Below are 15067 nucleotides of genomic sequence, written 5' to 3' on the forward strand. Positions count from 1 at the left end.
CAAATAGCTCGCTATTCTCCTCAGAAACAGAGATTTTTATCCTCAATTTCTTGCAATCCTCGCTACGGACGCTTAAGTCCGACAGGCTGCTAGAAAACCATTGCTGGCAGGTGCTGTCAAATGCAATAACAATACCGTGAAGTGCTGTGGTCTTGCATTAACATTGACCTACATGGTTTCTCGGAAGGTTTCTTTCTGATAACGCAGCAGGGGTGACAGGAAGTATTCCAGTAAACGACGCTGGCTAACAATAACGTCAGCGGTGACTATCATCCCCGGCTGTAATCTGATCCTGAGATCTTCCACCTGAAACCAGTCTTTTTCCAGATCAATATAGATTTGGAAAACCCAGCCCTTTTGTTCATCGTTAATTGCGTCGCTGGATACTCTTCGGACATGACCGTCCAGATAGCCATAGCGGGTGTAGGGAAAGGTTTCGACTTTTACCTGTACTTTTTGCTCGGGCCTGACCCAGCGAATGTCTTTATTAAGAATGATGGCTTCAACGATCAGCAGCATATTGGTGGGCACAATCACCATAACAGGCTGGCCCGGCTGAACCACATCCCCGGAGGAGTGGGTCTGAATTTGCTGGACAATGCCATCGATGGGTGCGATTAATATCTGGTTTTTTTCTCGCTGGTTCGCCTTTTGCCCCGTCTTGTCTGCACGATCCAGTTGTTCGATCGCTCCCAGATACTCCTTAACATGGTTCGAGATAAAAGATTCACGCTTTTGTTGTCGTTCGGCCAATAAAGCCTGATATCGCGCTTCGTGTTCCTTATGGCGCAGCACCATGACTTTAAGTTGCTGAGTGGTGTCAATCTGTTTTTCCCGTCGTGTCAGCCAGTCCACTTCGGACATCATTTTTTTCTGATAGAGGCCTTGGGTAATGGTGGCCAGCTTGTCATGAATAGGGTGTAGAAGCCGAAGACGTTCAATTTCTTCGGTATCAACCAGCAGGGTCGTAGACAACTCATCAATGGTTTTTGCTATAGCTTTATCCGCCGAAAGAAAAGCATCCAGCTCACTGGTCAGGTTGCTGTTTTCTGTCGACCATCGCTGTTCGTCAGGGGGGACCTCAAAAACCAGCTGTGCAAGGGCAGCTTCCTGTTCCAGATTAACGGAAACCGGCTGGTTAAGGTCCGGGGTGTTGACCATCCTGAGCAGGGTTTTTTCTCTAAGGGCAGACAACTGGGCACTGGTAATTTCACGGGCGGTTTGCAGGGTATTATTTTCTGAGTCAGTGGGGTTGGGGATCAGTTCAATAAGTTTGTCACCCTTTTTGACCCGACTACCCTCATCGACAAAAATGGTGCTGACTCTGGCCACCTGTATGGGACTGATTTTTTTTGAGTACCCGTCGGGGATAACACGCCCTTCCGCTTCTACGACGACATCAAGATTACCAAACCATGCCCAGACCAGAGCAATCACCAGTAACAGGCAGATACCGAGGGTTAAGACGTGCTTAAGGGGGGAAGCGGGGGTCTCCAGGATTTCTACCGCAGCGGGCAGGAACTCGTTTTCTTCTTTGGGACGAAAAGCAGAGAAGAGACGCTTGAGTCGTTTAATCATCTTGGTTACCTGACTGGATGTTCCACAATCTGGTGTAGTAGCCGTTCATTTCAATCAGGCTATGGTGGGTGCCATCCTCGGTAATCCTGCCATCTTTCATGACGATAATTCGGTCACAATGTCGGATGGTTGAAAGCCGGTGGGCAATGGTGATCACCGTTCGGTCTTCGGAAATGGCGTCCATATTCTGTTGCAGTACATGTTCGGACTCGTAGTCCAGTGCTGAGGTTGCCTCATCAAAAATAAGAATTTTCGGATCGCTGATCAGTGCCCTGGCAATGGCAATCCGTTGTCTTTGTCCACCGGACAGTCCTGTACCACGCTCACCCAGCTCGGTGTCGTAGCCCCGGGCCATACGGGTGATGAATTCATGGGCACCTGCAAGTTTGGCAGCACCAATCACAGCTTCCATTGGTAGCAGGGGGTCTGAATGGGCAATGTTCTCCCGGATGGTACCGTTGAACAGTGTGTTCTCCTGCAGCACAACGCTGATTTGCCGCCGCAACCAGGAGGGGTCAAGAAGCGCAATGTCGTTGTCGTCTATTAATACTTTCCCGGTGTTTGGCACATACAGACGCAGCAGCAGTTTTGCCAGGGTCGACTTACCGGAGCCGGACTCGCCAACAATGCCGATAGTTTGTCCGGCAGGAATTATCAGGGAGATGTCGCTCAGGGTATTCTGCAGTTCGCAGCTGTAGCTGAAATTGACCCGCTCCATCTGGATATGACCCTGCAATGCCTCTATGGGTGGTTTATCCAGACTCTGCTGTGGCTCCTGGGGGGTGTTCAGAACATCACCCAGGCGGGCAATGGATATCCGGAACTGCTGGAACTCCTGCCAGAGCTGGGAAAGCCTCAGGATCGGTTGGGCGACCTGGCCTGAAAGCATATTGAAAGCAATCAGCTCACCAATGGTCAGTTGCCCGCTAATGACCTCTTTGGCGCCAATCCACAATAGGGCTACGGTGACTATTTTGTTAATCAGCTCCACCAGGTTGCTGCCTACTGTGCCCAGTACACTGCTGTTGAAGCTGGCTTTGGCATAGCTCGACAGGTAACGCTCCCAGCGGGACTGCATTCTTGGCTCAACAGCGGTTGACTTCAGGGTTTCCATGCCGGTAACTGCTTCAGTCAGGAAGGCCTGGTTGATGGCACTGCGCTCAAACAGTTCCTTGGCGCGGTTGTGCAGGGTTGGGCTGATCAGTACGGAAAGCAGAACGTAAAACGGGATGGAAGCCAGTACGACCCAGGTGAGTGTGGATGAGTAGAAGTACATGGCGATAAATAAAACAATGGTGAAAAACAGATCCAGTATCAGAGTCATGGCATTGTTGGTAAGAAATGCCCGAATGTTCTCCAGCTCTCGAACCCGGGCCACCACCTGGCCCACAGGCCGGGCGCTGAAATAGGCAATGGGTATTTTCAACAGATGCTCGAACAGTCGGCTGCCCAGCTCTACATCCACCCGGCAGCTGGTGTGGGAGAACAGATACATCCGCAAGGTGCTCAGGGCCACTTCAAACAGCGACATGGCCAGCAGGGCAATGGCAATAACATTCAAGGTGGATATGGCCTGGTGCACCAGCACTGTATCCATAACCACCTGAAAACAGATCGGGGTAATCAGGGCGAACAGTTGCAGGAAAAATGAGGCAAGAACCACTTCGCCCAATACCCGACGGTATTTGATCACCACCGGAATAAACCAGCTGATGCCAAAGCGTTTCATGGTGTGAGCTAAATCAAACCGCCGGGTCATCCAAAGGGCGCTGCCATCCCACTTTTTCCAGAGTTCAGGCAGTTTCAGAATACACGGCTGCTGACCAAAAAATTGTACCATCGCGTTCTGCTTATCTGTATCGATATTGGCAATGATAAAAAACTGGTGATCTTTTCCCTGGGCGATAAAGGGAAGAGGGGCTTTATGAAGGTTGTTTTTAATTCTGACCTTCCGGGCCTTCATGCCAAGGCGTCGGGATAACCTGACAAGTTCCCTTAAGTCGATACTGACGTCTTTGCCGGATAACTCATGAATCAGCGAGTTGATGTCGACGTTTTTTTCATGGAATCTCAGCAGCAGAGCGAGTGCACTTGCTGCCGAGTGCGTGTTGGGTTGATCCATTGTGTACTGCCTGCAATGTTTTTTGTGCAAACGAACTATGTGCAAACCAGCTTTGTGTAAACAAACAAAGCATGAAAAAAAATTATTCTTAAGGTCATTTCTGTAGGTTAGTTCCCATCAAAAAACACAATCTATTGAAAACCTTGATTATTGAAACCTTGGAAATTGATCTTGAAAAATAAATAAAGCCCTTCTGTTTTTTTCAGCCATCACCCAATATCAATAAACATCAGGGAATGTTGAAACAGAGGGCTTCAAATGCGTAAAAAACGCAACACGCAGTGTAGTATGGAACTCCGCCATGTTCCTCACAGAATTTGCACACAAACTTCCGGACTATCGTAATGACTTGATCAGCCTGTTTACTCAACCCCGGTTTATCAACGTCAAATTTAGCGGAGTCGTCAGGTTTTGTGTCATTCCCTGGCTTGCCGATGTAATAAACGACGGGCTCTCGCTACTGTGATTGCCTGATAGGGCACTGAGGTCCTGAACAAGTCGCTGGTAGTGCTGGTACAGTGCCGTATTATTCAGGCTTGTTCCTACTGGCCGCTTACTCTCCGACCCAATGTTGTTTTTCTCACCTCCGGCCAGGCTGCACAGGTAATTCACCAGCCGTTGCCCTCTGCGAATGATTTTGTTCAGAAAGGTCACGGCTTCATTCTCTCTCCCGTCACTGTCGTCCATGGCTGACGTACTGTCATTTCTGTTGATCATAGCCATAGGGTTCAGGCTGACTTGTCCACCTTTAAAGTGCAGGCTGGCCAGCACGTCCGGTTTCACCAGTGCCAGTGTCTGGTTGTTGCGGGTATTGATGATCCTGAAGGTTTGGCTATCCAATGGCAGGGAGTGGTTGTTGTGGGTGAGGTTCTGCGGGTTACACTGGCTGAACGCCACCTGTTCCGGGGTCAGGTCGGTAAAGAACAGTGCGGTGCTGTTATCACCCGACAAACGTCGTAAATCCGCCTTAGACCCGGACGACAGTAGAACATAATGCTTGCCACGGCTGTCGATTGTGCGGGCTGGCCTGCACGCCCGCAGGTCATAGACGTCATTGCCAACACCGCCGACCAGCGGGCGGGTCCAGTCCAGGATGGCTTGCCACAGGCTGGTGTTGCCGGGCGTATCCAGCCTCCGGTTGTCACACTGGTCGCCCCGGTTTGCCAGCACTTCTGGCCGTGCTGCGATGTTGCCTGAGGTTCCCAGCAGCAGCAGGTCATGACCGCCCCATCCACGGAGTGACCACTGTCGGGCGTCGGCGCCAAGGTACAGAATATTACTGCGGCTATTGCCCCAGAGTCTCGCTGTCCTGTTACCGACGGCGGACGAGCTGATCACGGAGGGTAGAAACGGCCATGACTGGTAACCGCTGTCGGGTTTCGGCCCGCTCACCTGAACACTGCCTGGCTCCCAGCCCCACTGTCCTATGCCGGTAATAAACACCTGACGTCTGACGTATGTGGCGTTCAGGGGTTCCAGTGTCAGTTTAATCCCGTCCATCGCCTGGTGGGTGACGATTTTTACGGGTTGGTCCTGCTGGATGTACAGGGGGTTGCTGGCTGTGGCGTTGATGAATCGGAGGCGTTCCTTGCTGACGAGGCCGCTCACCGTGAGTGGCAGGACGACCCCCTGACCTGAGTCCGTCACCCGTGCTGCCAGGTCGGATAATGACAGCTCAAGGTCATTGAACACCAGCGTTGTGGGTTGCAGGAACCGGTCGTGCTGTCTGGCCCAGACCTGCTGAATCTCGATCTCGGCATCGCCGGTGGTAAACCGGTTGGACAGCACCAGGTTCTGACCCCGGCGCCAGGCAAGGAAGAGGAAGGCCGATACATTCAGTTCAATGCGGGTTTGTGCCCTGTCGTGCTTGGTGATGCTTTCTTCAGCCAGGCCGGGATGGATGAGGATTCGGGCAAAAAATGACAAGTCTGTCTCATCCAGTTTAATCACGTCGGACCCACCCTGGCCCTCCACCATGATCCCGAACCGCTGTTGGGTACCGTTCAGGACAAAGGCCACCTGATGCTCTTGGTAGTAAGTGTCCAGCCGCAACGTTTCCAGTTTGATCTTGTCGGCTCCGGGGGTTCCTGACAGCAGCAGATCCTCGGCCATCACAGCTACCCCATTAAAAGTACCCAGGGACTGGTAACCTCTGAGGTTAACCCGGTACAGCGTTTGCTGATCCTTACTATAAACGACCGTAGCTGCTGAATGACGGAACCAGTACCAGTGATGGTCTTTCATGATGGCCGAAGTTTGCCCAATCAGTTGCTGAACACTGTGCCCCTTGTCAGGCAGGCCGAACAACAGTCTCTGTTGTGCGGGAAATCGGCCCCGGTAATCTATCCAGGCTGTCTGGGTTGGGAGATAGCCAGGGCGCAGCCTGAGGTCGATCAGTCCGGTGTCGATCCGCTCTCGAATGTCTCGTGGCAGGGATCTCATGCCATGGTTGAAATCCTGCCGGGTCATGCGCATTCGGCTCTTGGAAGCTTTCCTGGGCCCCATCCGGCTGAGGTCGAGGGCCACCAGGGCCAGACGCTCCCGGTTGGCCAGGTATTGGGCCTGCTGCGTTTGGACGCGCCATGCCTGGGCCTCTTTGTCCCACTGGTAGTTGCCTGACAATTGGGTGTCATAGGGCAGGGTGTAACTGCAGGGACCGGAGATCAGGGTGTTGAACACGTTGGGCACCCCGGTCAGCGGAACGGCGGCAGCCTTGCCACAAAAGGGATGGCCTTTGGCGCCCTGGTCAGGCTGGGGGAAAAACTCGAAAGCCTCCTGTTTGCGGGTGTCTGAAAGGGCGAGCAGCTGGCCATCGTCGTTCACCATGACCTCAAACCGGTCTCGGGTGTTGGCCGCCAGCAGGGTATCATGGCCTGGGAAGTACCAGAAGTCCAACTGTTTGATCGCGCTTAGCAGGGGGTGGTCGGTCATCGGGGTGATCGGTCTCAGCGGCACCAGTCCCACCGTTGCCGAAAACTGCTTCCGGGCCTCTGCCACCAAGGTGCGCAACCGTTCCTTAAGCCCACCGATGAATGCCCGGGCACTGGCGGTGGTCCAGGCTGTGCCGGGGTGTCTCAGGGTTACTTTGGTGAAGACCTGGTTGACTATCTGGCCCAGGTTCAGGCTGTCCATCACCACGCCGGATTGGGGGGTGAACTGGCGCACACTCAGGGTCTCGTTCGACTTGGCGACAGTCTGCCCGGTGGCCTTGACTTCCCAGTGCTCAAAGGGTCCTGACTCCACTGACAGGTTTTCGCTGACCACCCGGGTGTTGTCCCAGGCCTGGTCTGGTATCCACAGCCGGTAGCCACTGAGGGTATCAGCCAAAAGGCCGCCGGAGCGCGCCTGCACACGGGCAAAGATCCGGTTGTCGGCCATCTGTGCCGGGGACCGGCGCTCGCCCGCCGGGCGGATCACCTGGAAACCGGAGCTCAGGCGCTGGACGCTCTTGGTCTTTTTGACGACAGTGGTTATGTAATACAGATTGCCGGAATGCTGGCTGAACAAAAGGTAGTAAACCTTCCGGCCCCGCACCTTACGCACCGGCAGGTGCTCCTCGCGCAGTGTCCTCTGGACAGGCTCATTGATCTGCCGGAAGCGGCTGCCGTCGTCCTTATTGATCAGCAGGCCGCCATCCAGCAGGCTGCTCAGGAAGGCAATATAGGTTCGGGTGGCACCGTCATAAAAACCGGTCCTAAGTATGCGTGGACTGTCGTATTCATCGACCATCAGCAAGGGAATCAGCTCCTCGTCAGATGTCGTTGTGTCGGGTGTCGCTGCAGGTGGGGTAGGAGGTACGCTGAGCTGCCCATCCAGTGTTTCTGCCGCAATAACCTGGTGAGCCAGCTGACCGGACGGGCTGGCCGTCAACAGGTAATAATAGGGGGCATCAAACACCAGCAATTGTGACTCATCTTTGTTCGGCACTGTCTTTGATACGTGGTTACCAAACAAGGCGCCATGTTTGCTGACCTCAAGCTCATGGAAGTGGCTGATGTCCCGGTTCAGGACTCCGGTGGTCTGTAGTAACACCTGGCCGTTGGCGGAGTCAAAAAAATAGTAGCCAGTGTCCGGGCCTCCCTGGAGTGGTTCTACCTCGTCATCGGAGGGAGCAACGAGCGGGATTACCGTGCTGTGGTGGGTATCGTACCAGAGCCGGATCCGGTCTAACTGATCCCAGTCCGCTTCCGCCAGTCCCAGCTTGTAAGGGAAGCAGCGGTAAGGTTTTTTAAGATACTCATTGACCTGTCGGTCACAGTCCTGCTTATGTTGCAGCCAAGCCGGGTTCTGCTCGACTCGCGAGGGCGGATCAGCTTTCATGGGTAACGGGTCAATGGCACCGGCCATCGCCCACAGCTTCGGTTTTTTGGGCGCAAACCGGGATGTGAGCCACTGTTCCGGCGCTACGGCCATATAGCGTGCGCGGATCCGGGGTGAGGCGTCGCAGTCTTTCAGCTCCAGCGGCAGGAAACGGCTGGCCCCGGTGTAGTTGATCATTATTCCTTCCAGCTTCATGGCCCTTAACGAACTGTGATTCAGTTCGCCAGTGTCGTACAAGCGATGAATCACTTTGCGGTCCGGCAGCCACTCAAACTCGGCGTTGGTATCCTGAGCTATCACTCTATAGGGTGTGTCTGGCGTCGGGTTAGGAAACTGGAAGCGGGTCTCACCTAGTGTGAGGGTCCAGGTTTGGTTGTCAGTCGGCCCGGATGAACAGCGTTCCACCCCTCCACCCCATCCGTTAATGCAGGCATAGGGGAGCCGCCCGTCGTAGTTCAACACCCAGGTAGAGGTCTGCCCCCGGGGGTGAACGCGGATGAGGTGGTTACCGTTGGACATCAGGACGATGGTCTTGCCGGCCCCTTCAGCAGGACTATACAGGTCATAACCCAGCAGTCTGGAAAATTCGTCTGAGACCTGACGAAAAACGACGAGGTGATTGTGGCTATCGAGATACAGACTGCTGGTTGACGGACGGAACTTCAAACCGTCGGTACTGGTGAGCATCTGGCCAAGGTATTTATGGTCGTAGCTGAAATGGTCGGAGAAGACATAACTGGAGCCACGCCGCTCAAGCTTGGTATACCGGACGTCTTTCACTATTTTGTGGTAAAGCCATTTCAGCTTGCTGTCGCTGACGGCATCCAGAAGCTTCAAACCGGGGGAGCTGCTGTCCAGCGCACTCCTTGAAAGGATATTTTCTAAGGGGGTGTAGCGGAGCTTGACCTCCCACGGGGGTACAGAAGGCATTAAAATGACCTTTTTATCGCTCATCTGCCCCAGGTTGCGGAATACCCCGTCTGAGCATTGATACCCGGTTAAACGCGACTCCGTCCTGCATAATGTCGTCAGGGCATCGTTGATCAGGTTAAAGGTGTCAGGAGAGTATTCGATCCGGTTAATGTCGCTGGCGCAGTATGGTTTGAAATGGTTAAGTATAACGGATTCGTCCTTACATGGTTTCCAGTCGTCTTTTTTTCCGGCGATTAAGGTTGTCTGGAATGAATAGCCGCCACCGTAGGTCAGGGTTCGGTTCACCAGGTTGATGGACTGGATGTTCAAGGTCAGGAGATTTTTGCCATCCCCGCTCATCAACGCATTGAGGGTCTGGTTGTTGGCCAGGAAGCTTTCGGGGTCTAGTTGGGCGTGAATCAGGTCAAAGATCTGTGTAGTCTTGGCCGGAACGTCCCGCAATCCTTTAGAGGCCAGCTCCTCTAACTGTTCCTTATAATAGCCATTAAAAACTTCCCTGACATGGTGCATGAAACTGTCAATGAAGACCCCGTACCGCCCGGTAAACTCAGAAGTGGTGGAATTTGCCGTATCCACCGACTCGAAGATCACCCTGGATTTCATGAGTTTGTTGACTTCCGGGTCCTGTTCCTTCTCGTACTCATTGACGGTCAGGTTGAGACTGGCTAAGGGCACTCCGCTACCCAGCAAGGGCATAAAACGACCAGCTTTTTTCAGACCTCCAGCGGAGGTTTTTTTCCCTTTGACTCGGAACCCTTGATGATCTGGCCCCTGGAGAAAGCTGCGGAAGCGTTCAAAGGCTCCGGACGTAAACCGGATGTTTTTTCGGGCCTGGGTATCGGGTTCCAAAAAGTCCATGCGCCAGCCCCGGCCACGCCTGTGGAGGGTATCCAGTCGGGGGACCATGCTGTCGGGGAGTGAGTGCCCGGCTTTAACGTCCCTCAGGGCGGTGTCGAACTCCAGCAGACGCTGCCTGAATTCGCCCCGCTCACTGGCCACACCTGAGAGACTGTCTTCAGTCCGGGGTTGCACCGGAACCGAAGGGTGGCCGGGCGGCAAATAGTGGGGGAAGATTTTTGCATCCGATGGCCGGGGCGACATCAGCACAGTCGTTTCGCCAGGGAGCAGCCGGTACTCCGGTTGCCGGGTGGCCGGGGAGTGTAGCACAAGGGTTTCAATCGCCGGGCGGTCCTTTGGCATCAGGCGCTCGATATCCTTCACCAGTCGTTTGAAGACATGGGCACTACGACTTCTGGGCTCGATAATCAGTTCGCCCACCAGGGGTTTGCCGTCGGTGGGCGAACGGGTCATAAAGGTTTTCAGGGCGTTCAGGGCCTTGATTCCGCGAGGCTGGCTGCTGCTGGCAAGATCACCGACGGTCAGGGTGGCGATGCGGCAGTCTGGGGTAAATTCGACCAGTGTCGTCAAAGCATGAGCGATGAGTCGAGCTGGTCGGCCGAGGACAGTAACGTGGTTGCCCTCTCCTCCGGCGATGGCCGACTGAACCCGGCCAGCGGGTGTGAGCAGCACATAACTGGCAGAGGGGGTGGCTTTCAGCAACAGGGGCTGGCCACTCAGCGTCCCTTTCTTGATTTGCCTTTGGGCGAAATCAAACGAGGCGTCGTCCAGGGCAATGACAGAGTGAATGCCCCGTGTGTGAGCTAATGCGTCCTTGCCTTCCAGGCGACGAAACCGGGTGAAAAAATCCTGCAGCCAGCGCTCACCTTCGTTGGAGCTTTTCAGCAGGGCGATATCCGTTTTGTCGTTGTCGTCGCCAAGATAGAGTTGGGTATCGGAGCCGGAAAGTAAACGGAGGGCATTTGCCAGTTCTTTACGCCGGATGACACAGCTGTTGGTATCGGCTGATCTTCGAGGCCTGTTACAAGGCCCCGGTAGCTCGACTGTGAGAAAATCGATGTTGTCGAAATCATTTTTGTATCTCCCGTTAAGTCTGGCGGCACCTTCTACTGTTAAAGGATCGACAGTGTGAATATCGTATGATTTTGCCTGTATCCGTCTTTTAAGGGTTTCGAAGGCCTTGACCTTCGCTTCTTCACTCTTGAATTTGTCCATTTCCCGCTCAAGCAGGTCGACTTCGTGAGCCTCGGGAAAACGTCTTTTGTAGCGTGCAAGCCATTCACTGTACGAGGAAGAATGCTCAGCCAGGTAGAGTGAGTCTGATAAACGATCAGTTTTTCTGTGATCCGGATTGACGAAAGCAACTTTTTTATTGCCATTATTTTCCCATAATCCATGAGAGATTGCGGCTTGGAAATTAAATTGTAATTTATAATCTCGAGCATCTTTTCTGGGATCGTTAAAGTCATCTCCCATCTCGTTATAGTGCTCACCTTCGAGTCTTTGAGAGGAAGAATGACCTTCGGGGTTGGCACCGATAAATGGAATTTTGTCTAAGGCTTTGATCGAATCTTCTTCTAAATTAACAAAAGACTCATCCTGGCTTAAGACATCAACAATCTTACCTGCGGCTATGGTACCGGTACACTCACCTTCGGGTCTGGCATAAGTCAACTGACTTTCGGGGTCAATGGAGGCTAACCCGAACCTGGCTTTATATTTAATGGTATCGTCGTCGTTCAGGGTAAAAACAATACGGTTGAGTTCAGGATAGGGCGTATCTCTCGAGGTTGACGGCTTATCAGGATCACGACTAGTGGTTTGCTGAGGAGCGCCTGCTGACATCGACTCTCGAACCGCAACAGCTGAATGTGCACGGATACTCTCTTTGGCCAACTCCCTCAAAACTTCAGGGACAACATAATCTTTCTGTCTAATATCCAGTAAACCTTCAGAGCCCGGAATGTCTTGCGCAGAGTTGTCAAACAAGAACGTTATGTTTTGTACAGTGGTATGCCTGGGGATCACCATTCGCAGGACTGTTGATAGCTTTTCCACCAAGTACCTGGTGTAGAGAGGAGAAATTGCATTCAACTTGGTATCAAAGAAGTGAAGGTTTCCAGTAATGATGACTTTAGTGTCTTCGCCAATATTTGTGATCCGAGCGCCTTTTATTGTTTCAAGTTTTTTTCTTTCCGTTGAATCGACATTAACAGCGTTGTACAAAACGCTGCTGTCTTCAGTGCGGTAGTTATCATAAACTTTACGACACTTTTCTAAAGAATCGATCATGTCGATCTGATTATCAGAAACATGAATCATTATTAGTTTTTCGTACGGCTGCTGCCGTACTATTACTGACTGGACAATATCCGGGGTGTAGGGTTTTCTGTTATAGAAGGGATTGTTTGCTGAGAAGTCATCAGTTAGCTTGATTGTCGGTTTTATTTTTATTTGGTAATTTTTTAATCTTTCAAAGGCCTGATAACCTAATTGGGCGATAAGCTGGTAGTCATCCTTCCCGGGATCATATAAAAGGTTAGTTGCCATGATTGCAACTTTATTGATGTCATCGCTGGAGACACTGATTGTTTTTTCTCTATAGAATTGATTCAAATACTCCTTTATCTTTGCTGTGAGTTCTTTTGTGTTTATTTTTGATTTTTTTAAACCTTCTACAGTGTTATGAATAAAACAGAGTTCATCGAGTTGTAGTATGATTACCGGGTTTTTTGTGCGAGATGTCACCATTATTGGTTTGAGTGAGTCATAAAGAGATCCATGGATAATGTTGTCTTCAAAATTTACTTCTTTGCTAAAAAATAATTTATTACTGGTGTGGTCCGTTAGTTCGTATTCCTCAAGTTTATTGAATACATCCCCAATATTGCTTTGTTTTATGATGCTTTTGATTAGAGTGAATGCCTTTTTTGGCAGGTCTTTGTCGTATGTTTCAAAATAAGGGTCAGGGTCTGAAATAGTTCCATCTGCAAACATCTTTTCTAAAAGAGCACGTATCACAGCCCTTTCGATCTGCTTTTCCCTCCCATCACCTGCTGCCATCCCCGATATAGGGTTGAGCAAATTGCTACTTTTTTGAATGAGTTCAGGATCCATTTTTGGTAGTAGTCCTTTATCAATATATGTTCCCCCAAGCTTGAAGTGATGATGCAGTCCTATAAATCTTTCGGTTATTAAAGTGTTGTCAAAGCCTAAAGTGTACCTGATAAATTTATCGGTCGGTCCGTCAAAATCATCCAGGCTTCTATGGATGAGAGCCTTACTGATAGATCTTTCAATTTGATCTAATATATGGTTGGTTTTATTCCATTGGGTGAGAAATTCCTTCTTTACACCATCTGAAAAAACAGAATGCATTATATCCAAATTATTTATGTCACGGTTTTCACCGAAAAAGCTATCAATTTTATCCCAGATGCTGCGTTTCAACTGAGCAATACCTCTGGGGTAATCTTTTTCAATAGCTTCTGCTTTTATCTCAGATAACAGCAACGAATATAGAATTTTTTGGTATATCAAACGTTGAGGGGCCCATACATGGAGGGTATGGTGCGGGTTCACCCTTGCCCATATTGTTAGAGTACTAATCTCCCAACCTTTAACAGGACCGACAATACTGAAATGAATATTCTTGGATATTAGCATGATGACACCTGATAGATTAACCCGTACGGTTCCCCGAACGGGTGTGATGCCTGACTTTTCAACGGTGTGATCAGAGAGCTCTAAATACGCAAAAACCGCATCCTGCAGTGTAGTACGGAACTCCACCATGTTCCTCACGGAAACTGCGCATCTTTCCGGTCTATGGCAGTGGCTTGATTTACATCCTTAGTTCAATGACTGGATTTATAAAAAAATAGGCTCTTCAGGGATATCTGTGGGTAAAAATGAGTCAATTTGATAGGTAGAAGCACCAGCGGCTGATTTTTGATAGTTTTTTTGTTAGCAGACAAAATAACCACAAGAGACACCGCTGATGCTAATAAAAACTATCCTCAATAAAGTTCATAAACTCAAGTCATTTGTTTATCAGGATGTGAAACTTGGCTTCTACCAAGGCTCTGAAGTATTCAATGTAGCCGTTGTTCCACGAAAGAACAGTCACGCTATCTGCTCAGGATGCCAGAAACCTGCTCCGGGCTACGATCATCTTTCTGAGCGTCGTTTCGAGTTTGTTCCTCTCTGGGGAATCAGAGTTTTCTTGCTCTATAGAATGCGCCGGGTGGAATGTAAGACGTGCGGCGTAAAGGTTGAGCAAGTCCCATGGGCTGAAGGTAAGAAGGAGCTGACCAAAGCCTATATGCAATTTCTGGCAAACTGGGCCAGAAAGCTGTCTTGGAAAGAGGTTGCCAGTACTTTCAATACCTCATGGGAGAAAGTATTTCATGCTGTGGAGTACATGGTTGAGTGGGGCAAAGCGCATCGTTCACTCGACAATATCAAGGCCATTGGCGTTGATGAAGTGGCTTACCAGGTCGGACATAAATACCTGACAGTGGTTTATCAGATTGATCGCAGTTGCACCCGGCTATTATGGGTTGGTCAGGATCGTACTGAAGCCACAATTAGAAACTTTTTCTTCTTTTTTGGCCCTGAGCGTAGTCAACAACTGAGGTATGTCTGCTCTGACATGTGGAAGCCCTATGTAAAGGCGATCGCCGAGTTTGCCAATCAGGCGCTGCATATTCTGGATCGATTTCACATTGTGGCCATGCTGAACAAGGCCATCGATGAGGTCAGGGCATCAGAACACAAACAGCTTCAGGCTGATGGCTATGAGCCTGTTTTGAAAAAGACCCGTTGGTGTCTGCTGAAACGGAAGGAAAACCTGACCGAGAAAGAAGAGATCAAGTTAAATACAGTGCTTCAGTATAATCTCAAAAGTGTCAGGGGCTATCTGCTCAGAGAGGAGTTTCAAGTGTTCTGGGGTTACATATCACCACACTGGGCAGGAAAGTATCTGGACCGGTGGTGTACAAGAGTCATGCGGTCAAAGATAGAGCCGATGAAGAAAGTAGCTAAAACTGTTCGGCGGCACAGGCCACTGATCCTGAATTGGTTCAGGGCAAAAAAAGCATTTTCCAGCGGAATTGTGGAAGGTCTGAACACCAAGATAAAACTCACTACGAGAAAATCGTATGGTTTCAGAACCTATAGATGTGCAGAAATCGCTTTATATCATGCACTGGGCAACCTGCCCGAACCAGAAATGCCCCACAGATTTTGCTGACG

The 15067-nt window shown here is 50.8% G+C and carries 4 protein-coding genes; 1 reads left to right on the top strand and 3 read right to left on the bottom strand.

All coding sequences use genetic code 11. The annotated features are described in order from the left end of the window. Positions 1 to 168 precede the first annotated feature (168 nt). The 3 genes from ACOMG9_RS08585 to ACOMG9_RS08595 all read right to left on the bottom strand — a co-directional run bounded on the left by ACOMG9_RS08585 (position 169) and on the right by ACOMG9_RS08595 (position 12928). Positions 169 to 1578, bottom strand: a complete 1410-nt coding sequence (locus tag ACOMG9_RS08585; protein WP_448216621.1) for an HlyD family type I secretion periplasmic adaptor subunit — start codon at positions 1576 to 1578, stop codon at positions 169 to 171. After that, positions 1571 to 3700: a type I secretion system permease/ATPase gene (locus ACOMG9_RS08590; RefSeq protein ID WP_448216622.1), complete on the bottom strand. Its 2130-nt coding sequence runs from the start codon at positions 3698 to 3700 to the stop codon at positions 1571 to 1573. Before ACOMG9_RS08590 ends, ACOMG9_RS08585 begins: the two co-directional genes overlap by 8 nt. Before the next feature lie 366 nt (positions 3701 to 4066). Beyond that, a complete protein-coding gene (locus tag ACOMG9_RS08595; RefSeq protein WP_494530085.1) occupies positions 4067 to 12928 on the bottom strand; it encodes a hypothetical protein in 8862 nt (2953 codons plus the stop codon). An 883-nt stretch (positions 12929 to 13811) separates the two neighbouring features. Between ACOMG9_RS08595 and ACOMG9_RS08600 the strand changes: the two genes are divergently transcribed. Next, positions 13812 to 15065, top strand: coding sequence for an ISL3 family transposase (locus ACOMG9_RS08600; RefSeq protein ID WP_448216754.1), 1254 nt, complete (start codon positions 13812 to 13814; stop codon positions 15063 to 15065). The last annotated feature ends 2 nt before the right edge of the window (positions 15066 to 15067 follow it).

The sequence above is a fragment of the Endozoicomonas sp. PH6C genome (assembly GCF_059322965.1).

Excerpts from the sequence above, each read along its gene's own strand:
- ACOMG9_RS08585 (WP_448216621.1), bottom strand. The coding sequence starts at position 1,578 with ATGATTAAACGACTCAAGCGTCTCTTCTCTGCTTTTCGTCCCAAAGAA.
- ACOMG9_RS08590 (WP_448216622.1), bottom strand. The coding sequence starts at position 3,700 with ATGGATCAACCCAACACGCACTCGGCAGCAAGTGCACTCGCTCTGCTG.
- ACOMG9_RS08595 (WP_494530085.1), bottom strand. The coding sequence starts at position 12,928 with ATGGATCCTGAACTCATTCAAAAAAGTAGCAATTTGCTCAACCCTATA.
- ACOMG9_RS08600 (WP_448216754.1), top strand. The coding sequence starts at position 13,812 with ATGCTAATAAAAACTATCCTCAATAAAGTTCATAAACTCAAGTCATTT.